Genomic DNA, 21,832 nt, shown 5'->3' with positions numbered 1-21,832 from the left:
GGCCTTCTCCCCTCTCCCGCTTCATGGGGGAGGGGAGCAAACCAGCGGGACTCCGCTTCGTCAGCCGCCGATATGCCGCTTGAGCAGCGCGTTGACTTCGTTGGCTTTCTCCATCTGGCTCATATGGCCGGCATCGTCGAACACCTTCACCGTCGCGCCGGCTGGCGCGTTGGCCGCATGCGACGCGGGGATGATCTGATCCTGCGCGCCCCAGATCACCAGCACAGGCTTGCCGGTATCGCCCAGCCTGTGACCGGGCAGTTCGGTTTGCCGGCCGCCACCGAACAGGCTGGCACCTAGTGTGCCGAGCGCTTCCGTAATGCCGTCCAGCCGCTTGTACTTGAGCAGGTCGTCCAGCATCTGGCGGCTGACCAGCCCGGCATCGGCGAACAACAGTTCCACCACCGGCTTGAGGTCGCGGCGGGATTGCGCGTTGACGAAGCCTTCGGTGTACTGGCTGTTGACCTCCTCGCCAAGGCCCGCCGGCGATACAAGCGCGACCGAGCGCACGCGTTGCGGCGCGTCCACCGCCAGCTGCGCGGCTACGCCGCCGCCCATCGAATGGCCCACCAGGTGGGCCTGGCCGATGTCGAGTGCATCCATGAAATGCGCGACGAACCCTGCCAGCGATGCGAGCGTGGTGCCGGGCAGCCTGGGGGTGGCGTGTCCGTGCGCCGGCAGGTCCAGCGCGATGACGGTGTGCGCATCGGCCAGCGCATCGAGGTTGAACAGCCAGTTGTCCAGGTCCCCGCCGAAGCCATGGATGAACAACACGGTGTCCGCACCCTCGCCGCGCTTTGCGTAGCGCGTGCGGATGCCGTCGACTTCAATGAACTGATAGGCCGAGGCGGCAGCGCCCTCCTCTTCCTCATCGGCCGCCGGCGTTTCATAGGCGGCGACAAAAGCGTCGATGTCCGCGTCGCTGACCTCGGGCGGCGCCAGCACGCCCAGCAGTGCCTTGACCGGCAGGATGTCGCCCACGGCCGCCACCTTGCGGCGCAGGGTGCCGGCGTCCGGCGCTTCCACCGCGTTGGCGATCTTGTCGGTCTCCACGTCGAGGATCGGCATGCCGACCGTGATCTGCGCGCCCTCCTCGACCAGCCAGTCGTTGATCGTGCCTTCTTTCATCGACAAGCCCCATTTGGGCATGACGATCGGGGTGATCTCGGCCATCAGTGTTTCCCTCCTTTCACGGTCTTGCGCGCGGCATCGGCGATGTGCGCCGCGCTGGGGATGTAGAGATCTTCCAGCGCGGGCGAGAACGGCACCGGCGTATGCGGCGGGCAGACCATCTCGATGCCGGCCTTGAGCGCGCCGAACGCGCGCTGCGCCACCTGTGCCGAGATGTCGGTGGCGATGTTGCAGCGCGGGCTGGCTTCATCCACCACCACCAGGCGGCCGGTGTGTTCCACCGACTCCAGTACCGTGTCGATATCCAGCGGCGAGAGCGTGCGCAGGTCCACGATCTCCGCTTCGATGCCCTCCTTGGCCAGTGTCGCCGCCGCCTCCAGCGCGCGGTGCACCATCAGGCCATAGGTGACGATGGAAACGTCCTTGCCGTCGCGCACGATGTTGGCCTCGCCAAAGGGGATCGCGTACGAGTTCTCCGGCACCTCGCCTTCGAAGCCATAGAGATTCTTGTGCTCGCAGAAGATGACGGGGTCGTTGTCGCGGATCGCCTGGATCAGCAGGCCTTTGGTGTCATATGGCGTGCTGGGGCACACCACCTTGAGGCCGGGGATATGCGTGAACAGCGGCGTGAGCATCTGGCTGTGCTGGGCGGCTGCGCGAAAGCCCGCGCCCACCATGGCGCGGATCACCACCGGCGTCTCGGCCTTGCCGCCGAACATGTAGCGGAACTTGGCCGCCTGGTTGAAGATCTGGTCGAAGCACACGCCCATGAAGTCGATGAACATCAGCTCGGCAATCGGGCGCATGCCGCAAGCCGCGGCGCCGATGGCCGCGCCCACATAGGCGGATTCGGACAGTGGCGTGTCCAGCAGGCGGTCGCCGTGCTTGGCGTACAGGCCCTTGGTCACGCCGAGCACGCCGCCCCAGGCGTCCTTCTCGCCGTCCGCGCCGGCGCCGCCGACGATGTCTTCGCCGAGCATGATCACGCTCGGGTCACGGGTCATTTCCTGGTCGATCGCTTCGTTGATCGCCAGCTTCATGCTTAATTTGCGGGACATGGTGTGGTCTCCTGATCGTGCTTGCTGTCGTTATGTCTCGGAATGGCTGAGGGCGCGCGCTTAGTAGCTGACGTACACATCGGTCAGCAGGTCGGCGGGCGTGGGGAACGGCGCCGCCTTGGCCTGCTGCACGGCGTCCTCGATCAGCGCGGCAACCTGCTCGTCGATGGCCTTGAGTTCGTCCGGCGCGATCACCCCTGCCTGGGTCACGGTGGCGGTGAACTTCTTCAGGCAGTCCTTGTTGGCGCGGATGTCGTCGAGCTCGCCGGAGGCGCGATAGGTTTGCGCGTCGCCTTCGAAGTGGCCGTAGAAGCGGACCATCTTGCATTCCAGCAGGGCCGGGCCACCGCCTTCGCGGGCTCGCTTGATGACTTCGCCCGCCGCCTCATGCACCGCGAAGAAATCCGTGCCATCCACCGTCACGCCGGGAATGCCGAAGCCGGCGGCGCGGTCCACGTAGCTGTCCACCGCGGTGCCGTAGTCGCGCGCGGTGGATTCGGCGTAGCCGTTGTTCTCGATCACGAAAATCACCGGCAGGTTCCACACCGCGGCCAGGTTCAGGCTTTCCAGGAACGTGCCCTGGTTGGACGCGCCGTCACCCGCAAAGGTGATGCCGATCTCGCCCTTGCCGCGAAACTTGGCGGCCAGCGCGGCGCCGCAGACCAGCGGTGCGCCCGCGCCCAGGATGCCATTGGCGCCCATCATGCCCTTGGACAGATCGGCGATATGCATGGAGCCGCCCTTGCCATTGCAGGAGCCACCCTTGCGCCCGTAGATCTCCTTCATCATCGCCACCGGGTCGACGCCCTTGGCGATGCAGTGGCCGTGGCCGCGGTGGGTGCTGGCGATGCGGTCGCCGTCGCCCAGATGGTGCAGGATGCCGACCCCGGCGGCTTCCTCGCCGGCGTAGAGGTGGACGAAGCCCGGGATGTCGCCGCGCCCGAAGTCCACGTGCAGGCGCTCTTCGAAATCGCGGATGGTGCGCATCCTGCAATAAACGGCGAGCAGTTCCTGCTTGTCGAGGGGCAGCGTGTTCCCGGTGGTACCGGATGCGTTGGCTGTCATGTCTGTCTCCTTCATGGTTTTGTGGTGGCGGTAGAAAGCTCGGTGAGTGGCTGGGGTGGGGAATGCTGTGGTGGCGGGGGCGGCGGCGCGCGCCCGCTGCGCATCAATCCGGCGGCGGCGGCGTAGCGCATGCAGGCCGCCACGTCGATGCTCAGGAAGGCGTGCTCGCGCAGCGTCACGGTGACTTCGTCCTGCGGGCCGAACACCAGCTCGCGCTCGCCGTCGAGCGCGACGATGCCGGCGCGCTGGCGCACGCGGTGCGCAACACCGTCGGTCAGGCGTTCCCAGCCCGCGATGGGCACCGCGCGCAGCAGACCGGGCGCAATCGGCGCGTGCAGCGCGAAGCGGCCTTCGCCGCGCGCGGCCAGCTCGATCGCCAGGCCGCCGGGCTCATGCCTGCCCACGGGTTCCAGCAAGCCGCCGATGGCGGACAGCCCAATCGCCTGCGGATCGGCGAAGGACACGTAGACCGCGCCCAGCGTTTCGGTCTTCCACAAGGCGCGCGCGCCGATGAAATGCTCGTGGGAAATCACGGCGTCGACCAGCGCGATGTCGTGGCGCACCTCGCCCTCGCCGGCAATCGTGATATCGAGCCGCTTGTTGCCGGCCAGCGCATGCGCGGCGGGAATGCGGCCGCTGGCAAACAGCCCCGTGGCCAGCCCGGTGATGGTGGGCTCGCGCATTTCGGGGTAGGCGTTGTTGGTGCCGGTGGAGATGCCGGCAATCGGCACGTTGCCGCATTCGCGCACCACCGCGCGGTGGGTGCCATCGCCACCGAGCACGATAATGGCGGCAACGCCCGCCTCGCGCAGCATGCGTGCGGCCAGGAAGGTGTCGTCGACGCGCGCGGTGACCGGCATGTCAAGGTATTCCACCTCCGGCAGCGCGGCGTCCGGCCCCTGGCGGCGCGACAGGTGGCGCGCCAGCAGCACGCGCATGCCCTCGCGGTCCGGCATCATCAGCACGCGCCCAACCCCGCAGGCAGCCAGCGCGGCCAGCAAACGCAGCACGATATTGACGCGATCGGCCAGTTGCAGCGTGTTGGCGTTGGCGATTACGCGGCGGATATCGCGTGCGGAAATCGGGTTGGCGATGATGCCGACCAGTGGCCGGCCGGCCAGCGCTTGCTCACCCATGCCTGTCTCCTGTCTTTCTGGTTATGACAGGCATATCGCAACGGCCGTGCCACCCCGCATCGGCACGCCGGAGACGGCAAAAACTCGGGATTACCCCAGGTAAATGCGGGGCGCGCAGGGACTTTGCGGGCCATGCGCACGCCGCAGCGTGACAGGTGTCACAGCATCATGTGTAAAGGGGGTGAACAGGTGTAGCGGGGATCTTGCGCCGGGCAGGGAGGGCGGCGCGGGCGAGCCGCGCCGCCATGCTCGCTGGCTGGCTAATGCGCCGCGTCGCGCTGGTTGGGCGATGCGATGCCGTAGCGCGCCATGCGGCGGTACAGCGTCATCCTGCTCACGCCAATCTGGCGCGCCACCGCGCTCAGGTTCCAGCCAGCCGCGCGCAGGTATTGCATCAGCAGCATGCCTTCCGGCGGCAACTGATGCGGGTCGAAGCCGGGGGCCGGCAAGGCCGGCGCGCTGGCGGCTTCGGTGGCCGCGCTGCCCGGCGGGACGCTGGCGGAAACCGGAAGCAAGCCCTGCTGCGGCATCCCCTCGCCAATCCCTTCCGGGAGATCCTCCACCTCGATGTGGCCGTCGTCGCAGACCGCCCGCGCGTACTCCAGCGCATTGCGCAGCTCCCGCAGGTTGCCGGGCCAGCGGTGCGCGTGCAGCCGCGCGCGCGCCGCGGGCGACAGGCTCACGGTAGCTGGCTTGCCGCCCGCGTCCAGCATCTTGGCGATCAGCCAGTCCAGGTCCGTGCGCTCACGCAGCGGCGGCAGCATCAGCCGCGCGCCGTTGAGCCGGTAGTACAAGTCCTCGCGAAAGCGCCCGCTGCTCACCAGCTGGTCCAGCGGATGGTGCGTGGCGGAAATCACGCGCAGGTTGACCGGCACCGGGCGCGCCGCACCGATGGCAAGCACCTCGCCCTCGGCCAGCACACGCAGCAGGCGCGATTGCAGCTCGCGCGGCATGTCGCCGATCTCGTCGAGAAACAGCGTGCCGCCGTCAGCCTCCTGGATCAGCCCGCGCTTGGGCCGCGAGCCCGCACCCGAAAAGCTGTTGGGCAGGTGGCCAAACAGTTCGCTCTCGATCAGGGATTCGGGAATCGCCGCGCAGTTCACCGCCACAAAGGGGCCGTCGCGGCGCGCGCTGGCCTGGTGCAGGGCCTTGGCCAGGTACTCCTTGCCGCTGCCAGTCTCGCCGTTGATCAGCAGGTTGATGGGCGAATCCACCAGCTTTGCGGCCCGCAGCAATTGCTGCTGCAATGCGGCATCGCCACCGCACAGCGCGGCCAGCGGCGCCTGCAGCGGCGTGGCCCGCTCGGCGGTATCACGCGCGCGCTGCCAGCGCAGCGCCGGCGGCATCACGCTCAGGTAAAGCCGCGCGCCGGTGCGGGCCAGCGCCAGCGCGCGCTGCTCGCTGGGGCGCGAATGCATGAAGCGGCCCAGCTCATCGAGCCGCGCCTCGAACAGCGACTCGAACGGCATGCCAAGCAGCGGCGCGCCACCCGGGGCCACGCCCAGCTCGGCCTCCAGCATCTGCTGCGCGCGGCGGTTATGGCCAACGATGCGGCCCGACGCATCGAGCGCGAGCAGGTATTCCGGGTTGACGTCGACAAACTCCGGCGCGGCATTGAGCTTGAGGATCCAGTCCTCGCGGTGGCTGCGCACGAAGCTGGCGTTCTCGATCCGGCTGGCGTAGATGCGCACCATCTGCAGCGCCAGGCCCTGGCTGTCCTTGGCCTGCGGCGAGGTCAGCGCGGATATGTCGAGGATGGCGCAGAGGCTGCCGTGCGAGTCGAACAGCGGCGCGGCCGTGCAGGTGAGCGGAATATGGGTGGCGTCGAAATGATCCGCCTGGTGCACGGTCAGCGCCTGGCCGGTGGCCAGCGCGGTGCCCACCGCGCAGGTGCCGGCGCCGGATTCGCTCCATTGCGCGCCCAGGTACAGGCCGGCGTGGCGCAGGCGGGCATCGGCGTTGGCGTCGCCCAGGTAATCCACCGTCACGCCCTGCGCGTCGGTCAGCAGCACCACGTAGCCCATGCCCGCCACCTGGCTATAGAGCGTCTGCAACCCGTGGCGGGCAATCCGCGCAAAATCGTCGATGCGCTGCTGGTGCTCGCGCAGCCGGGTCTGCGGCAGGATGCGCGCCTCTTGCATGCGCGCCGGATCCAGCCCGTACTGATGCACGCAGCGCCGCCACGAATTCTGGATGATGGTCTCCGGCGCACGCACCATCGGCGCGCCGGCGCGGGTGGTGAGCTGGACTACCGTGTCGATGTGCTCGCGTTGCCGCAGGTCCATCGTGGTCTCCTTGTCGTCTCCTGGCGCGCTGCCGTGCCGGCGCGTGCCCACTCCCGGCTCTCGCATGGCCTCTGTGGCGCCGCAGGGTTGCAGCGTGGGCGGCCGGGAGTCCTAATGTATCCGACAGGGAGCGGCTTGGGCAAACCCGATCGCGCTGGCCGGGCACGCGAGACGCGCGCCAAGTGCAGCCAGCGCTTCACGGCGGGAGGCCGCAATGGCAGGCTTTCCCAAGCCGGTGTGCGCTGGTTGGCGCACGCGCGCGCTCAAGCGCCGAGCCGCTGCGCCAGTTCCGTCAAGCTATCCACCACCACATCCCAGTCCGACTCGGCCGCCAGATCCTTCGCCTGGTTCGGCCCGTACTCCGTAGGCCGGTTCACATAAGCGGTCCGCATGCCATGCGAGCGGCCATGCCGCAGGTCATTGTTGTGCGCCGCAACCAGCATCACCTCCGATGGCTGCAGGTCGAAGAAGGCAATCACGCCTTGATAGATCTCCGCCTCCGGCTTGAAGTGGCGCACGATGTCCGCGCTGAACACCGCGTCCCACGGCAGGCCGGCATGCTTGGCCGTGTCGACCAGGCACTGCACGCTGCCGTTGGAGAAGGTGGAAATGATGTAGTGTTGCTTTAGCCGCGTGAGGCCGGGCACGGTATCCGGCCAGCCTCGGAGGCGGTGCCAGGCACGGTTGAGGTAGTCCTTCTCCGCTTCGCTCAGGTCTTCGATGCCGAACTGGTCGAGCAGCGCGTCGAGCCGTTCGCGGTGCAGCACGTCGATATTGGCCCATGGCCGCTCGCCCTTGCGCACGCGCTCCATGCCGGGCACGTAGCCGGCGCGCCAGGCGTCGGCAAAGGCGGTCCAGTCGGCCTCGATGCCCTTGTTCCGCCCGAATGCGGACAGGTCCGCAATCACGCTGGTACGCCAGTCCACCACGGTACCGAAGACGTCGAACACCAGCGCCTTGACCGCGCTCAGGTCCGCCGCCTTGCTACCGGCGCTGTTGCCGTGGCTCAATCTGTTCTCATGCATCCCTTATCTCCTCCGGGGTAGGCCAGCTCACGCGCTGGCTTGGTCCAGCAGCGCGATATCGCCGGCGCTCAGTGGCAGGCGCGTGGCGGCAATCAGGTCGTCCAGCTGCGCCAGCGAGGTGGCGCTGGCAATCGGCGCGGTAATGCTGGGGCGCGCGATCTGCCAGGCCAGCGCTACCTGCGTCGGGTTGGTGGCGGTGCGCGCCGCGACGTCGTCCAGCGCCGCCAGGATGCGCAGGCCGCGCGCATCGAGATAGGCCTTGACGCGCTGGCCGCGCGCGCCGCTCTTGGCCAGGTCAGCCTCGGAGCGGTACTTGCCGCTGAGAAAACCGCTGGCCAGCGCATAGTAGTTGAATACACCCAGGCCTTCGCGCAGCACCAGCGGCTCAAGCTCGGCCTCATACTCGCTGCGGGTATAGAGGTTGTAGTGCGGCTGCAGGCTCTCGTAGCGCGGCAGGTTGTGGCGGCGGCTGGTTTCCAGCGCCTCGGCCAGGCGCGCGGCGCTGTAGTTGGAGGCGCCGATGGCGCGCACCTTGCCGGCCTTGATCAGGCGGGCGTAGGCGTCCAGGGTTTCCTCGAGCGGCGTGTCCCGGTCTTCGTCGTCATGCGACTGGTAGAGATCGATGTAGTCAGTCTGCAGGCGCTGCAACGACGCGTCGACGGCGCGTTCAATATAGGCGCGCGACAAACCCTTGCGGCCCTCGCCCATGTCCTTGCCCACCTTGGTGGCCAGCACCACCTCGGCACGCTTGCCGCTGCGCTTGAACCACTTGCCGATGATGGCCTCGGACTCGCCGCCCTGATTGCCCGGCACCCAGCGCGAGTACACGTCGGCGGTATCGATGAAGTTGAGCCCGGCGCCGACAAAGGCATCGAGCAACTTGAAGGAGGTGGCCTCGTCGGCGCTCCAGCCGAACACGTTGCCACCAAATGCCAGGGGCGAGACTTCCAGCCCGGACCTGCCCAGTTTGCGTGTGGTGATGCTTGAGGTCATGCGTTTTGCTCCGCGGGTTGCGTCGAGCCGCCCGTCATCCAGGCGCGGCGAAAGTCACATTGTAGGCAGGGATCGGAAAGCTTGCCGGCCCGGGCAAAAGCATCCCTTTCTTCACTTCTCTTTCCGCCATTCAAGTCCCAACGGTGATGGGTCGTTAACCGGCTGTGGCCAGGCTATGCGCGGCGCGCGGATTCGTCTCGCCTGCGCCTCTCTGTCAACACCAAGGTCAGGCCGATGCCGCGCCGCCGGCGCAAACCGGCTGCCCATACCCGGTAAGCATGATCATGAATCGAATCTCGTTGAACGCCAAACTCTGGGCCGCGCTGGTGGCGATGTGGCTGGCCCTGCTGGCGCTGGGCACCTGGAGCGCCGTGCACACGCGCGCCACCATGATGGCCGAGCGCCGCGAGAGCCTGCAGTCGCTGGTGGCAACCGCCGAAGGCATCATCAAGCTCTACGTGGACCGCGCCGCCAAGGGCACCATGAGCATCGAGGACGCCCAGGCCGCGGCCAAGGATGCACTGCGCGTGATGCGCTTCGGCGACAAGGGCTACCTGTTCCTGCTCAACTCCAAGCCGCAGGTGGTGCTCAACCCCGGCCTGCCGGATACGGAAGGCAAGATCGTGGGCGACTTCAAGGACCCCGACGGCAAGCTGGTCTACCAGAGCATCGTCGATGCGGGCAAGGCGAGCGCGCGCGCCGGCGCGAGCCCCGATGACAGCTTCGTCACCTACCGTGGCCGCCTCCCGGGCACCGAAACACCCGCGCGCAAGCTGACCTATGTACGCTATGTGCCGGCCTGGGACTGGCACGTGGCCACCGGCGTGTTCCTCAAGGACATCGAAAGCAGCTTCCGCGACGACCTGATCTCCGCCGCAATCAGCACCTTGCTGATCGGCGCGCTGGTATCGGCATTCATGCTGGCCATCATGCGCACCGTGCGCAAGAGCCTGGGCGGCGAGCCGGCCTACGCCACCGAGGTGGTCACGCGCATCGCCGACGGCGACTTCACCGTTCCCGTGCGCATCCACGCCGGCGACCAGACCAGCCTGCTGGCGGCCATGCAGCGCATGCAGCAGCGCCTGTCCGGCACGCTCGGCGAGATCCGCGGCGCCGCGGATTCGATCGCCTCGGCCACGCAGCAGATTTCCGCGGGCAATACGGACCTGTCGCAACGCACCGAGGAACAAGCCTCGGCGCTGGAGCAAACCGCTTCGAGCATGGAAGAGCTGACGGGCATCGTGCGCCAGAACGCGGACAATGCGCGCCAGGCCAGCTCGCTGGCGGTCAACGCTTCCGATATCGCGCAACGCGGCGGGCAGGTGGTCAACCAGGTGGTGAGCACCATGGGCGAGATCAACGGCGCCTCGCGCCAGATCGTCGACATCATCGGCGTGATCGAAGGCATCGCCTTCCAGACCAACATCCTGGCGCTGAACGCCGCGGTGGAAGCGGCGCGCGCCGGCGAACAAGGCCGCGGCTTTGCCGTGGTGGCGGGCGAGGTGCGCAGCCTGGCCCAGCGCTCGGCCACCGCCGCCAAGGAGATCAAGGGCCTGATCGACAACTCGGTGGCCCAGGTGGACAACGGCTCGGCGCTGGTTGCCAAGGCCGGCCAGACCATGGAGGACATCGTTGGCGCGGTCAAGCGCGTGACCGACATCATGGGCGAGATCAGCGCAGCATCGAACGAGCAGAGCGCCGGCATCGAGCAGGTCGGGCAAGCGGTGAACCAGATGGACACCGTGACCCAGCAGAACGCGGCGCTGGTGGAACAGGCCGCCGCCGCGGCCCAAGCGCTGGCCGAGCAGGCGCAATCGATGATGCGCTCGGTGGCGTCGTTCCGGCTGGCGGCTTAGGGAGCGGGGCCGGGACAGCGACCGGGAAGAGGGAGAAGGGAGCAAGCCAGACAGCAAAAATGAGCCCGCGCCACACCGGCAGCGGGCTCATTTCATTTCCTGCTGGCGTCCAACGTCCGTCCGGGATTGGAAGCCTAAGAGGCACCCCTTTCAAGGTGATTAAACGACACGTCCAGCCTTGATGACACGAGCGGTAGAAACATGCCGCCGTGCTACGCATCCGGCCACATAGCCTTTCTTCTTCGGCGCTTTCGGTCCCCGCGTATGCTTGCGCATCGCGCGGGAATCAACGTGTGTCGCCATCTTGATCAACTCGCGCCCTTAGCTTACGACACAGCAAAATGAAGGAAATGGTTTGGCCGAGAGAGGTCCCCTGTCCCTCACCACGGAAGCCGAACCTTGACGCTATCCCGATGCTCGGCGATATAGAGCGAGGGCAGGAAGCGAGAAAGGAAGGTGAATTCGTTGTAGCAATGCATAAGCAGTGCCTGTCCGAACGCATCGGGAAAAGCCGCCTTGATCTCCTCGGCGCTATGCCCTTGCGCGGGCATATCCTCGCCAAGGTAGAAATGACTCCTCAGCGTCATTCCCGATGGCGTATCGCGTCCCATGTGCAACAGCCGGCCGCCAAGTATTTCACCGCTACCGGTGCGTTCAGGCGCATCCCCCATGCCTACCCGGCCGCAAACCGCCGCGCTGATGGCGCCCCGATCCCTGGCATCGTCGTACGCCGCAGCATCGAAATACTCATGGGGATGACGAAACTGAATGGCGAGCTTTTCCGCTGGCGATCCGGAGAAATGCTCCTCGACCAGATGAATGGACCCGATATGTGTCCCGTCTTGAGCCTCTGCCCACTCGCTGGAGACATGGTCGGCCGGATGCCACCAGATGTACTGCTGCGTATTTGGGCGAAAGCGGAACCACCATTCAAACATTTCCCCCGTACAGCCCTGTAGTTCCGTGCGGCAGGCCACGTGCAAGACGCCGCTTGCGAGACGTTCATAGCCGGTCTCCAGGGCAAGCGGAGCCGGATCGAGCAAGGCGTGCGCTTCAGACAAATCCATCCCAATCTCCTTCAAAAAAAGAACACCAACTGACTGTCACCTTAGAACCGCGTGGCCATCCCTATACGCCCGATGGCCTGACTGGATCCGGACGACGCCGCGTCTGGCCCGAAGAGTCCGTTGATCCATGCCTGTGCGCCGTGGTCGCCGACAGCATGCTGGTAGACGCCTTCCAGGTAGACCGAGGTACGCTTCGACAGCGCATACATCAAGGTCGACGTGACCTGTTGCGCTTTGTTGTGGCTGAGCTGTGCATTTCCCTTCATCCACTGGTAGTTGGCGCCAAGTGTCAGGCCGCCTGAGAGGGTCCAGCTTGCGCCCGCCTGCACGACGTTCACCATTGCACCGGAGAATGTGTTGCGCGTGTTCGTGTAAAGAATGTGGGCCAGCACCGAAGGGAATCCATAGTGCGCGCCCACGCCGATGTTGCGTATGCCGTCCCGGCCATTGTTGATCGCGCTATAGCGCGCGTCCGTGACGGCAGCGCCAAGCGCCAGCGGGCCGCGCTCATAGTTCACTCCGGCGCTGGCGGTCCGCCCAGAGGTTGTAGAGCCTGCGATCTCACCGAAACCATACAAGGCGCCAAGAGTGAAGCCTCCAGTTGACGGTGTCACATACTTGACGGAATTTGCTACGCGTGTGGAGGCGCCGACGCGATCGAAGTCGGTCGCTCCGGTTGGATTATTCGGAATGCTGAGGCCAGTGAACGGACCATTCCGGAAATTGTAGAAGCCGCCATATAGCAGGCCGCCGTCAAGACCGGAGAACAATAGGGATTCAGTCATGAAGTCGTACTGGTTCCCCAGGGAAATTCTCCCCCAGGATATATTGCCAAGACCGACTAATGCCTGCCTGGCGAAGAGCGAACCGTTCGACGGAATCGTTGCTCCATTGTCATTGCTGAACTGGCTGGCCAGTTCAAAGAATACCTTGCTGCCTCCGCCAATGTCCTCGTTTCCGCGCAGCCCGAAAATGCTTGGCACATACACCCCGGTATCGAGCAATACGCCCCGTTTGCCGGCTTGATTGCTTACATACGTCACACCGGCATCGAGCATGCCGAACAGGGCTACGCTGCTCTGGGCGCAAGCGCCGGCACCGAATCCAAGACACGGCAGCGCCAACAGCCATGTTGCCTTTACGGTCTTCGTTGTTTTCATTGTCGTCTCCTCGTTATATTCTTGTACGCTGCGCTGCGGGCGCGAACTGCGGAGCGCCCTAAGGAACGTGGCGCCATCACGCATCAGTCATCACCGGTTGCCAGCAACGTCCGCTGCCCGCCGTTCACCCTCCCGCGCAGGCCGGGCACCTGGGTTGGCGGCGGCCGGAAGGTGCCAGCGTGTGGGCAGAAATGCAATGCCATGGCGCGCGGCGAGTTCCCCCCAGATTCCCTTGGGATAGAAACGCATCACGACGATGCCGATCAATCCCAGAAGAATCAGGTAGGTGCTACCGGTATCGGCAAGGTACTGCCGCATCACGAAATAGACGATGCAGCCAATGATCGGGCCCTCAAGCGTGCCGATTCCGCCAATCACCACGATGAAGATGATGTAGCCGGTCCAGTTGATGTCGAACGCGGAAGCCGGCGAAATACGCAGCTTGGTCAGGAAGATAAACGCGCCCAGCATGCCGTAGGCAGCGCTGACCACGACATAGACAGCGAACTTGAGGTGCCGCTGATGAATCCCCATGGTGGACGCCGCGCTCTCATTGTCTCGAATCGCGCAGAGGGCGAGACCATACTTCGACCTGAGCATGCGGTAGGCGCCATAGTTCACCGCGACGGCAAGCAGCAGGGCGATGAGATAGAGCAGCATGTCGCGGCTCATCCAGCCGAGGTCAAGGGAGCGCACCGCATCCAGGGGAATGCTGATTCCCGACCCGGCACCAAGCGCGCTCGCTTGCGAGAATGCCAACCGGAACACCTCGGCGATTACCCAGGTCCCGATCGCCAGGTATGGTCCGGCCAGGCGAAAGACCGCAAATGCGACGATGCACGCCATGCCGGCAGCGAATAACCCGGCCAGGACGATCGACGCCAGTGGCGGCATCTTGAAGAAGATCGCCAAGGCAAAAAGAACATACCCCCCGCTGCCAAGGTAGGCCTGCTGTCCGAGCGACATGAATCCGCCATAGCCAGCCAGGATATTCCAGAGCTGTGCGAGCGCGACGAAATAGAAGAACTCGACGAGCATGGACTGCTGTCCCGCATCGAGGACGAAAGCCAGTGCGGCCAGCGCAACGGCCGTGGCCGCAAAGGCGCCGTCGGTGCGCGAAAGCCTCGGCGCGCTGGCAGGCAGCGCCGAGGGGGATGTCAGGTGTGCGCTCATTGGTTGCCTCGTTGGGGAAATAGTCCGTTGGGCGCGATCAACAGCACCACGAGAAACAGCAGATGGCCGGCAAGGAGTTGCCAGTCGGGGTCAAGTGATGCGCCGATGCTCTGAGCGACGCCGAGCGCGATGCCGCCGGCAAGGGTGCCCCACAGCGAACCCAGGCCGCCGATGACCACCGCTTCAAACGCAAAGATCAACCGGTCCGGTCCACTGGCCGGATCGAAACTCGCCCGCGTCCCCATAAAGACGGCGGCGATGCCAACGACGGCCATCGATATGCCGGTCGCCAGCGCGAAGAGGTTGCGGTGATTGATACCCATCCAGCCAGCCGCCTCAGCGTCATCGGAAGTTGCCCTGAATGCCCGCCCGATGGCGGTGCGTCGCAGCATGAACTGGAGCGCGCCAAGAACGGCAATTGCCGCCAGTAACGTGATCACCGGGAGGATGCCGACGGCGATGCCGCCGCCGAGGGGCACGCTCATTGTCTCGATCGAGCCGCCAGGAAGCTTCCTGGAGTCCGCCGAGAACATATCAAGGAGACCATTCTGCAGGACGATGGACAGCCCGAACGTCAGCAGCATCGGACGCAGCACGTTGGCGCCCATGGCGCCGTTCAGTAGGGCGCGCTGCAAGACATAGCCGATCGCAAACATGACCGGGACGGTTAGCAGCAGCGAGGCAAATGAAGTCTCCGCCCCTGGGATGCGAATGGCAAAAGCAAGGAATGCCGCCAGCACGATCAGGTCGCCGTGCGCGACGTTGACTAACCGCATGACACCGAAAATGAGCGACAGCCCGCTGGCATACAAGGCGTAGAGGCCGCCCAGAAGAATGCCCTGAACAACCACATCGATCCAGCCCGTCATTGTTCTTCTCCAAAATACGCGCGTCCGATCTCTTCCTTGCTGGCCGATGCGGATTTGCCGGATAGCGTGACCCGCCCCTTCTGCATGCAGTAGTAGCGGTCCGAGAAGCGAAGCGCCTGATGAATATCCTGCTCGACGATCAGCAGAGTCGTGCCTTCCTCCTTGAGGGTTGCGAGGTGGCCATACATCTCTCGAATGATCTTGGGCGCTAGGCCCAGCGACAGCTCATCGCACATCAGCATGGAGGGGTTCGACATGAGCGCGCGCCCGATGGCGACCATCTGCTGCTCGCCACCGCTCAGGGACGTCACGTTCTGCCGGCGCCGCTCTGCGAGTCGGGGAAACATCGTGTAAACGCGCCCAAGATTCCACGGGCCCGGCCGCCTGGCGTATGCCCCGATCTGCAGGTTTTCCTCCACGCTCAGGCTCGGAAACATGCGGCGCCCCTCGGGAACGAGCGCAATGCCCTTGCGCACCACTTGCGCTGCACTGTCGTGTCCGAGACTGTGTTCGCGTAGGCGGATCGCGTCGTGCCTGACAGGGAGCGCTCCAGAGATCGCCTTGAGCAAGGTCGATTTCCCAGCCCCATTTGCACCGATGATCGCCACCGACTCGCCTTGCCGGATCGTCAGGCTCAGGGCGAACAGCGCCTGAAAGTCACCGTAGTACGCATCGAGTTCATGAATGCTAAGCATGGGCTTCCACCTCAATACCCAAATACACATCCCGCACCGCGGCGCTGTGCATCACAGCCGACGGCTCGCCTTCCATGAGCTTCTTGCCGAAGCTCAGCACCATCAGCCGGGAGACAACTGCCAGGAGCGCATGCACGACGTGCTCGATCCAGATGATGGCGGTGCCTTGGGCGTGGATGCATTGAATGGTTGCAACCAGTTCCGCCGCCTCGCCCTCCGTCAGGCCGCCTGCAATTTCGTCGAGCAACAGGACCTTCGGGCGGGTCGCCAGCGCTCGCGCCAGTTCCAGTCGCTTGCGTTCGAGCAGCGACAGCGCAGCCGCCGGCTTGTCGGCATGGCGGAGCAACCCGGTCAGTGCCAGCGTTTCGTAGCAGTGCTGCTGAGCTCGGCGCGCGTCCAACCTGGCGCCAAAGAATGCGCCCACGAGCAGGTTTTCAAATACCGTCAGCTGGGAAAAGGGCCGGGGGATCTGGTACGTTCGCCCGATCCCGGCAATCGCCCGCTCGTTTGGGGATGCACTGGTGACGTCCCGCCCTTCCAGCAGGATACGGCCGCTGTCCGCGCTGATGTTGCCGCTCAGCAGATTGAAGAAACTGCTCTTTCCGGCACCGTTGGGGCCAATGACGCCCAGCGCTTCGCCGTCACCGAGCGCAACGGACAAATTGTCGGCGACCGTCACCGCGCCGAATCGCTTCACCAGCATTTCGGCGGAAAGGACACAATGATCCATACGACCCCTCAGGTGAGAATTGCCAGGCGCTTCTGCACGCCGATATCCTTCGCAAGCGTTGCGCTCACGATCTGCAGATCCAGTGGATGCCTGTTGCCCGCGGTCCATTGCGCGCCTACCAGCGGCGTCTTGGTGACGTTCTTGACCGGGCTCCCAGTCCACTTGACGGGACCGACGGCCGACGCGTAGTCGGTAGCGCGGATCGACGTGACAATCGCCTGTGGCGTCAGCGCGGCGCTCCGCTTGAGCACGTCAAGTGCGACCTCGAACAAGGACAGCGTTGCGCCAAGGGGTTGCACCCACTGCCGGCCGGTAGCCGCTTCATAGGCAGCGGCAAACTGTGCGCTGGTTTCGCCGGTCAGTGTGGAGCGATAAGGATAGGCGGGCGACCACGCCACCTCCGTGGACAAGCCGACGCCTCGTGGCCCGAGTCCTGCAACCGCGGAAGGAAAGAGCAGCGCCTTGGCAAAGGTCACGATCTTCGGCTTGAAACCCTGCTGGGCTGCCTGGCTCCAGAATGTAGCGAACGCTGCGGGCGGCAGGACGCCCGTCACGATCTCCACGTTCGCCGCCTTGAACGCGCGGATCTGCGCTGAGAAGTCATTGGCGGTCGGCTGAAACCGGCCAAGGTCGACGAGCTTGTAGCCTTTCGCGGCAAGCGCCGCCGGAAAGCCAAATGCCTTGTCACTGAACGCGTTGCCTTCTGCATCGTTCGGCCAGAGCGCTCCGACGGTGCGATTGGTGGCGGCGCCGGCGCTGTCCCAGATGGCCGTATATACCGCGATCAGGTCTTCCAGTCCCCAGCAAAAGTGATACGTGTACTCGAAGCCCTTCGCCGGCGAACCGCCTCGCCCGAAGTAGTAAGGTTGCCACGGGCAGTTCGTGGTGATGCAGGGGATCCGGCCCAGTTCGCATTGATCGGATACGGGGTTGACGGTGTCCGCAGTGCACGCGGACACAATCATGTCCACCTTGTCGTCCTTGATCAGGCTTGCCGTGACTTCGGCAGCGCGATTCGGATTCGACTGGCTATCCTTTTCGATGATCAGTACAGGATGCACATTGCCCGCTACAGAGATGCCGTTCGCAATCGCTGCGCGCACGCGCTGCAGGATGAATCCATCGGTCTCTGCGAACGGGGCGAGCGGCCCTGTTCGAGGGCTCACATAGCCAATCTTCAGCGGCCGCGCGGCCGCTGAAGCGGGCCGGATCGATTGCACGCCGACCGTGGACGCGCCCAGTGCTACCAGGCCGCGCAAGGTGGCGCGGCGCCCGGCGGAGTGCATTTGGTGGGCAGTGCCACCTTCCATTTCCTTCTTCATGTCTTGTCTCCTGTCATGCTTATGTCGGCGCGGCTCTTCTTTGGAACCGCTTGCCTTTCGTACCTGCCGCTCCGGGCAGGGCGAATCACTATCCGGCTGTATAGCCTCCGTCGATGTATAGCGTCTGGCCGGTGCAAAACTCCGACGCCCTGGAAAGCAGGAACTGCAACGCCCCGACGAGATCCTCGGGTTCCCCCAGGCGCCCGAGCGGAATTCGCGCGAGCATCCCTTCGCGCGCCGCGCGGCCGCGATCGTCATCGGCGAACATCCATGCCGTGAGCTCGGATCGGAACACCGTCGGCGCGATGGCGTTGACGTTGATGCCGTAGCGGCCCAGCTCGCATGCCAGTGTCCGCGTCAAGCCATCGATCGCCGCCTTCGAGGGGCAGTACGCCGAGTAACCGGCGGCAAGCCCGAGCTTGCCGCGCGTGGACGACAGCAGGACAACCCTGCCGCGCTGCGCCATCTCGATACAGTGGGTGGCGAAGGCCTTGCAGACCAGCCACGATCCGCGCACGTTGGCTGCCATTACGTGGTCCCACTGTTCCGTGGTCATATCCTGGATCGGCGCGGGATCGTTGGTACCCGAGCCGACGACGACGAAATCGATGGCACCGAACTGCGCAACCGCTTCGTCGATCAGGTTGCGGGCATTGGCTTCCGTGTCGGGCCTGCATGCCTTGGCCTTGACCCGGATGCCGTCGGCATTCAATTGCAATTCGAGTTCGCGCAGCGCCTGCGCATTCGCCCCCGCGATCACGAGTCTCGCGCCGGCATCGGCCAGGCTGTGTGCCGCAGCCCGTCCGAACGCGCCGGTGGCACCGGTGATCACGCCGACCTTGCCTGACAAGCCAAAGGTGGCACTGGTACTAGCCATTGTTTCCTTCTCCTGTAGATTGGCTCCCGGGCAAGGCCGAAGCCAGGATCACGAGCATCGAGGCCGGCAACCTGGAATCGTTCCTGATGCTTCGCCCTTCGCCGGCCGGAATCACGCACGAGTCCAACGCCTTGAGCACGACGTCCCCGCCGGCGGTGGTGAGCGTGATCTCACCGCTCAGCACCACGTAGACCTTCTCTGTCGGCCCTGTGTCCCATTGCGCACCGCCCTCGGGCAAAAAGTGCGACAGGCCTACCCAAAAATGCTCCACGTGCGTGGCATCGAGCCCCTGCAAGCGCAGGGACCGCATGTCGAAATGCCTGGCCGCGTCATAGCGAGCGGCGGCATGCAGTCGTTTGACTTCCATGGCCGCGTCCGTTACAGACCGCTTTCGATACGGAAGGACTGGCTCTTGTCCTGCATCGCCACCACGCGCACGATGCATCCGTCGCCCTTTACCCAGCGCCAGGGGAACGCCGCTATGGTCACCCGCTTCCCGGTCACCTTGTCGAGATCGCCCCCGACATTCTCGATACCAGGGATACCCGCCTCGAGCAGTGCACGATGCGCCGGCTCCCAATACGGAAAGTCCTGCTCGACGGAGCGGCCCATTTCACGCTCATACTCCTCGCATACCCGCGGCAAGAGCGGGCCGACACCGTGGCGCCCGATAGCAGTGCCCAGCGGATGATCAAGGGCTTGCTGGTCGACGCCCACCATCTTCACGCCTTTTTCGGCCAGCCATTCGCCCGCTTCCTTGTACAGGCCAGGAGAGTAGGCGTAGTACTGGCTGTTGTCGCCATAGTGATGGTGCCAGCCGGTGTTGATCATGACGATGTCGCCCCTCTGGATCTTCGGATAGGCATTCTCCAGGTCCTTGGCCGTGATCACCTCCCACTTTTTCTTGGGAATGCTGACCACCACGCCTGTGCCGAAGAAACGGTCCAGCGGGATCTCGTCGAGGAACGGCGTGCCTTCGATCACGTGCGCAGGCGCATCGATATGCGTACCGCTGTGCATGACGGTGGTAATGCGTTGCGTCAGCACCCCGGACTTCGCCATGTAATGGATCCGCTCGATCTTCACGTCTTCGAAGTACGGCCAGTTAGGTACGCCGTGACCCCAGGGGTGGCTCAGTTCGACGAATTCGACGCCGTCGGTATTGGAAGGGGGCGTGGCGGGGTATGCGGATATCGACATGATGTCTCCGTTGTGGAAAGGATGGCGTAATTTCAATGGGTTCAGAACGCGACGTTGTCGCGCCCTTTGAGTTGCAGCATGGATCGCACTTCGGCGGGCGATGCGATATCGAAACCGAGTTCTTCCAGGATGTGGCGGATCTTCCTGACCTGGTCGGCATTGGACTGCGCCAGCTTGCCGCGCCCGAGGTACAGGCTGTCTTCGAGGCCGACCCGCACGTTCGCCCCCATGATCGATGCGTAGGTCAGCAACGGCATCTGGTGGCGCCCGGCCCCCAGCACGGACCAGTAGTAGTCGCGGCCGAACAGCCGGTTGGCCGTCTCGCGCATGAACGTCACGTTCTCGGCGGCAGGCCCGATACCGCCCAGGATCCCGAAGATCGTCTGGACGAAAAACGGCGGCTTCACCAAGCCGGCATCGACGAAGTGGGCCAGGTTGTACAGGTGCCCAACGTCATAGCACTCGAACTCGAACCGGGTCCCGCATCCTTCGCCAAGCTCCATGAGGATGCGTCGGATGTCCTTGAAGGTATTGCGAAAGATCGTATCTTCCGTGCCCTCCACGTATGGCTTCTCCCAATCGTGCTCCCACTGGGCAATCTTCGAAGCGACTGGGTGGATCGAGAAGTTCATCGAGCCCATGTTGAGCGAGGCCATCTCGGGCCGCGCGCGCAATGGGGGCGCGAGCCGCTCCTCCAGCGTCATCTTCGTGCTGCCGCCGCTCGTGATGTTGATCACGGCGTCGGTCTGCCGCTTGATCTCCGGAAGGAACTGCATAAAGACGTCGGGATCGGCACTCGGGCGGCCGTCCAGCGGATCGCGCGCATGCAGATGCAGGATCGACGCTCCCGCCCGCGCGGCGTCGACCGCCTGCTGCGCGATGTCTTGGGGCGTGATTGGCAGATAGGGCGACATCGACGGCGTGTGGATCGCCCCCGTCACCGCACATGAAATGATGACCTTCTCAGCTGCCATGGCTGTCTCCTGTTTGTGTGTACCGCAATATGGTTATTATGTATCGCTCTGCGGTTACTTTATGGATCGACGTCAGGGTTGTCAAGGGTGCCGGCAACGGCTTTCCCTGTGACGCGTCCAACGGGAGACATGCAATTCCCTCGCAGCCCATGCCAGGACTGGGAATCCGGATGTTCGGCAGCGTTTACCCTTGGTTGACCGATGCCGTTTTGCTGCTTATTGTGTGTCGTTTTGCGGTACAGATGTATCGTATAACGGTTAAATTAAGAGGGAGAGGACATTGAATTCAATGTGTATCGGTGTCGTCGGTGCCGGGCTGATGGGCCACGGCATCGCGCAGGTATTCCTGGAGGACGGCCGGTTCGATGTGTGCGTCTACGATGCCGCGCCAGGCTTGATTGAAACCGTGCAGGAACGTATCGTTTCCAATCTGAAGACGCTGGGACGTCCTGCTGTGTCTTTTGCAAAGCTCAGGCTGAGCGACGACATCTGCGAAGCCTTATCCGGCTGTCAGATCGTGTTCGAAGCTGTGCCTGAGAAGCTCGAGATCAAGCATCACGTCATGCGCCAGATCGAGGCGGTCGTATCTGGCGAGTGCATCATCGCGTCGAACACTTCCGTCATACCCATCGGCCATATCGGCGAAGCTGTCAGCAAAAAAGATCGCCTCGTGGGAACGCACTGGTGGAATCCGCCCTTCCTCATCCCGCTGGTTGAAGTCGTGCAGGCGACGGCAACGGACCAGCAGGTCGTCGAACGCACGATCTCGCTGCTGGAATCGGTCGGCAAGGTGGCGGTACACGTCAAGAAGGATGTTCCCGGCTTCGTCGGCAATCGCTTGCAGCATGCGCTCTGGCGCGAGGCAATCGCTCTTGTGTCGCAAGGCATTTGCGATGCGCGGACGGTCGATCTGGTCGTCAAGAACTCGTTCGGCCTGCGGCTGCCGGTATTGGGGCCGCTGGAGAATGCCGACCTGGTTGGGCTGGACCTGACGCAGGACATTCACGCCGTCATCCTGCCGACGTTGGATAGCACCTCGTGGCCGAACCGTATCGTGACGAACAGCGTGCGCGACGGCAACCTCGGCATGAAGTCCGGAAAGGGATTCTACGAATGGACGCATTCGAGTGCGCAGGGCGTCAGGGATCAGCTCCTGGCGTATCTTGCCGCCGCGCTAAAGGAACGCGGCGATGCCCAGGCGTAAGGCGTAACCTTG

The 21,832-nt window shown here is 64.5% G+C and carries 20 protein-coding genes; 2 read left to right on the top strand and 18 right to left on the bottom strand.

Going from position 1 to position 21,832, the window contains the following annotated elements; genetic code table 11:
- Positions 1-60: 60 nt before the first annotated feature.
- The 7 genes from AC1Q7Q_RS08560 to AC1Q7Q_RS08530 form a co-directional block, all read right to left on the bottom strand.
- A complete protein-coding gene (locus AC1Q7Q_RS08560; RefSeq protein WP_253932168.1) occupies positions 61-1,173 on the bottom strand; it encodes an acetoin dehydrogenase dihydrolipoyllysine-residue acetyltransferase subunit in 1,113 nt (370 codons plus the stop codon).
- Positions 1,173-2,189 (bottom strand): alpha-ketoacid dehydrogenase subunit beta, encoded by a 1,017-nt coding sequence (locus AC1Q7Q_RS08555; RefSeq protein ID WP_006157630.1) that lies wholly within the window; start codon positions 2,187-2,189, stop codon positions 1,173-1,175. The genes AC1Q7Q_RS08560 and AC1Q7Q_RS08555 overlap by 1 nt, the downstream gene beginning before the upstream one ends.
- Before the next feature lie 60 nt (positions 2,190-2,249).
- Positions 2,250-3,254, bottom strand: a complete 1,005-nt coding sequence (locus AC1Q7Q_RS08550) for a thiamine pyrophosphate-dependent dehydrogenase E1 component subunit alpha (RefSeq protein WP_492376760.1) — start codon at positions 3,252-3,254, stop codon at positions 2,250-2,252.
- Positions 3,255-3,265: 11 nt separating this feature from the next.
- Positions 3,266-4,390 (bottom strand): ATP-NAD kinase family protein, encoded by a 1,125-nt coding sequence (locus tag AC1Q7Q_RS08545; RefSeq protein ID WP_492387145.1) that lies wholly within the window; start codon positions 4,388-4,390, stop codon positions 3,266-3,268.
- A 260-nt stretch (positions 4,391-4,650) separates the two neighbouring features.
- Complete coding sequence (locus tag AC1Q7Q_RS08540) at positions 4,651-6,675, bottom strand: sigma-54-dependent Fis family transcriptional regulator (protein WP_492374821.1); 2,025 nt, start codon at positions 6,673-6,675, stop codon at positions 4,651-4,653.
- Between the two features lie 263 nt (positions 6,676-6,938).
- Positions 6,939-7,700, bottom strand: a complete 762-nt coding sequence (locus AC1Q7Q_RS08535) for a haloacid dehalogenase type II (RefSeq protein ID WP_416051164.1) — start codon at positions 7,698-7,700, stop codon at positions 6,939-6,941.
- Between the two features lie 27 nt (positions 7,701-7,727).
- Entirely contained in the window at positions 7,728-8,693 is a 966-nt protein-coding gene (locus AC1Q7Q_RS08530; protein WP_150992316.1) for an aldo/keto reductase, read from the bottom strand.
- 284 nt (positions 8,694-8,977) lie between these two features.
- Here AC1Q7Q_RS08530 and AC1Q7Q_RS08525 point away from each other — a divergent pair, with 284 nt between their 5' ends.
- Positions 8,978-10,549, top strand: a complete 1,572-nt coding sequence (locus AC1Q7Q_RS08525; protein WP_253932172.1) for a methyl-accepting chemotaxis protein — start codon at positions 8,978-8,980, stop codon at positions 10,547-10,549.
- A gap of 380 nt (positions 10,550-10,929) precedes the next feature.
- On the opposite strand, the gene AC1Q7Q_RS08520 is transcribed toward AC1Q7Q_RS08525, so the two are convergent.
- The 11 genes from AC1Q7Q_RS08520 to kce all read right to left on the bottom strand — a co-directional run bounded on the left by AC1Q7Q_RS08520 (position 10,930) and on the right by kce (position 20,616).
- Positions 10,930-11,616 carry a DAPG hydrolase family protein gene (locus AC1Q7Q_RS08520; protein ID WP_492374820.1) on the bottom strand — a complete coding sequence of 229 codons (687 nt, stop codon included), beginning with the start codon at positions 11,614-11,616 and terminating at the stop codon, positions 10,930-10,932.
- A 41-nt stretch (positions 11,617-11,657) separates the two neighbouring features.
- Positions 11,658-12,776, bottom strand: a complete 1,119-nt coding sequence (locus AC1Q7Q_RS08515; RefSeq protein WP_492374819.1) for a porin — start codon at positions 12,774-12,776, stop codon at positions 11,658-11,660.
- A 90-nt stretch (positions 12,777-12,866) separates the two neighbouring features.
- Complete coding sequence (locus AC1Q7Q_RS08510; protein WP_492374818.1) at positions 12,867-13,949, bottom strand: branched-chain amino acid ABC transporter permease; 1,083 nt, start codon at positions 13,947-13,949, stop codon at positions 12,867-12,869.
- Positions 13,946-14,818: a branched-chain amino acid ABC transporter permease gene (locus AC1Q7Q_RS08505; RefSeq protein WP_492374817.1), complete on the bottom strand. Its 873-nt coding sequence runs from the start codon at positions 14,816-14,818 to the stop codon at positions 13,946-13,948. Before AC1Q7Q_RS08505 ends, AC1Q7Q_RS08510 begins: the two co-directional genes overlap by 4 nt.
- Complete coding sequence (locus AC1Q7Q_RS08500; protein ID WP_492374816.1) at positions 14,815-15,513, bottom strand: ABC transporter ATP-binding protein; 699 nt, start codon at positions 15,511-15,513, stop codon at positions 14,815-14,817. Before AC1Q7Q_RS08500 ends, AC1Q7Q_RS08505 begins: the two co-directional genes overlap by 4 nt.
- Entirely contained in the window at positions 15,506-16,243 is a 738-nt protein-coding gene (locus AC1Q7Q_RS08495; protein WP_492374815.1) for an ABC transporter ATP-binding protein, read from the bottom strand. Before AC1Q7Q_RS08495 ends, AC1Q7Q_RS08500 begins: the two co-directional genes overlap by 8 nt.
- An 8-nt stretch (positions 16,244-16,251) precedes the next feature.
- Positions 16,252-17,463, bottom strand: a complete 1,212-nt coding sequence (locus AC1Q7Q_RS08490) for an ABC transporter substrate-binding protein (RefSeq protein WP_492374814.1) — start codon at positions 17,461-17,463, stop codon at positions 16,252-16,254.
- A 190-nt stretch (positions 17,464-17,653) separates the two neighbouring features.
- Positions 17,654-18,442: an SDR family NAD(P)-dependent oxidoreductase gene (locus AC1Q7Q_RS08485; protein ID WP_492374813.1), complete on the bottom strand. Its 789-nt coding sequence runs from the start codon at positions 18,440-18,442 to the stop codon at positions 17,654-17,656.
- Positions 18,435-18,809 (bottom strand): cupin domain-containing protein, encoded by a 375-nt coding sequence (locus AC1Q7Q_RS08480; protein ID WP_492374812.1) that lies wholly within the window; start codon positions 18,807-18,809, stop codon positions 18,435-18,437. The genes AC1Q7Q_RS08485 and AC1Q7Q_RS08480 overlap by 8 nt, the downstream gene beginning before the upstream one ends.
- An 11-nt stretch (positions 18,810-18,820) precedes the next feature.
- Positions 18,821-19,642, bottom strand: a complete 822-nt coding sequence (locus tag AC1Q7Q_RS08475) for a cyclase family protein (RefSeq protein ID WP_492374811.1) — start codon at positions 19,640-19,642, stop codon at positions 18,821-18,823.
- 41 nt (positions 19,643-19,683) lie between these two features.
- Complete coding sequence (kce, locus tag AC1Q7Q_RS08470; protein WP_492374810.1) at positions 19,684-20,616, bottom strand: 3,5-dioxohexanoate:acetyl-CoA acetone transferase; 933 nt, start codon at positions 20,614-20,616, stop codon at positions 19,684-19,686.
- A gap of 289 nt (positions 20,617-20,905) precedes the next feature.
- On the opposite strand from kce, the gene AC1Q7Q_RS08465 reads away from it, so the two are divergent.
- A complete protein-coding gene (locus AC1Q7Q_RS08465) occupies positions 20,906-21,820 on the top strand; it encodes a 3-hydroxyacyl-CoA dehydrogenase family protein (protein WP_492374809.1) in 915 nt (304 codons plus the stop codon).
- Positions 21,821-21,832: the final 12 nt, after the last annotated feature.

The organism is Cupriavidus sp. GW823-FHT07A04, assembly GCF_058794615.1.
This window is presented reverse-complemented; position numbering and strand designations above follow the sequence as displayed.

What these genes read in the sequence shown, in the direction of transcription:
- AC1Q7Q_RS08535 (WP_416051164.1), bottom strand. Translation starts at nt 7,700, where the DNA reads ATGCATGAGAACAGATTGAGCCACGGCAACAGCGCCGGTAGCAAGGCG.
- AC1Q7Q_RS08465 (WP_492374809.1), top strand. Translation starts at nt 20,906, where the DNA reads ATGTGTATCGGTGTCGTCGGTGCCGGGCTGATGGGCCACGGCATCGCG.
- AC1Q7Q_RS08510 (WP_492374818.1), bottom strand. Translation starts at nt 13,949, where the DNA reads ATGAGCGCACACCTGACATCCCCCTCGGCGCTGCCTGCCAGCGCGCCG.
- AC1Q7Q_RS08525 (WP_253932172.1), top strand. Translation starts at nt 8,978, where the DNA reads ATGAATCGAATCTCGTTGAACGCCAAACTCTGGGCCGCGCTGGTGGCG.
- AC1Q7Q_RS08550 (WP_492376760.1), bottom strand. Translation starts at nt 3,254, where the DNA reads ATGACAGCCAACGCATCCGGTACCACCGGGAACACGCTGCCCCTCGAC.
- AC1Q7Q_RS08555 (WP_006157630.1), bottom strand. Translation starts at nt 2,189, where the DNA reads ATGTCCCGCAAATTAAGCATGAAGCTGGCGATCAACGAAGCGATCGAC.
- AC1Q7Q_RS08560 (WP_253932168.1), bottom strand. Translation starts at nt 1,173, where the DNA reads ATGGCCGAGATCACCCCGATCGTCATGCCCAAATGGGGCTTGTCGATG.
- AC1Q7Q_RS08505 (WP_492374817.1), bottom strand. Translation starts at nt 14,818, where the DNA reads ATGACGGGCTGGATCGATGTGGTTGTTCAGGGCATTCTTCTGGGCGGC.
- AC1Q7Q_RS08475 (WP_492374811.1), bottom strand. Translation starts at nt 19,642, where the DNA reads ATGTCGATATCCGCATACCCCGCCACGCCCCCTTCCAATACCGACGGC.
- kce (WP_492374810.1), bottom strand. Translation starts at nt 20,616, where the DNA reads ATGGCAGCTGAGAAGGTCATCATTTCATGTGCGGTGACGGGGGCGATC.
- AC1Q7Q_RS08540 (WP_492374821.1), bottom strand. Translation starts at nt 6,675, where the DNA reads ATGGACCTGCGGCAACGCGAGCACATCGACACGGTAGTCCAGCTCACC.
- AC1Q7Q_RS08515 (WP_492374819.1), bottom strand. Translation starts at nt 12,776, where the DNA reads ATGAAAACAACGAAGACCGTAAAGGCAACATGGCTGTTGGCGCTGCCG.
- AC1Q7Q_RS08530 (WP_150992316.1), bottom strand. Translation starts at nt 8,693, where the DNA reads ATGACCTCAAGCATCACCACACGCAAACTGGGCAGGTCCGGGCTGGAA.
- AC1Q7Q_RS08500 (WP_492374816.1), bottom strand. Translation starts at nt 15,513, where the DNA reads ATGCTTAGCATTCATGAACTCGATGCGTACTACGGTGACTTTCAGGCG.
- AC1Q7Q_RS08495 (WP_492374815.1), bottom strand. Translation starts at nt 16,243, where the DNA reads ATGGATCATTGTGTCCTTTCCGCCGAAATGCTGGTGAAGCGATTCGGC.
- AC1Q7Q_RS08520 (WP_492374820.1), bottom strand. Translation starts at nt 11,616, where the DNA reads ATGGATTTGTCTGAAGCGCACGCCTTGCTCGATCCGGCTCCGCTTGCC.
- AC1Q7Q_RS08480 (WP_492374812.1), bottom strand. Translation starts at nt 18,809, where the DNA reads ATGGAAGTCAAACGACTGCATGCCGCCGCTCGCTATGACGCGGCCAGG.
- AC1Q7Q_RS08545 (WP_492387145.1), bottom strand. Translation starts at nt 4,390, where the DNA reads ATGGGTGAGCAAGCGCTGGCCGGCCGGCCACTGGTCGGCATCATCGCC.
- AC1Q7Q_RS08485 (WP_492374813.1), bottom strand. Translation starts at nt 18,442, where the DNA reads ATGGCTAGTACCAGTGCCACCTTTGGCTTGTCAGGCAAGGTCGGCGTG.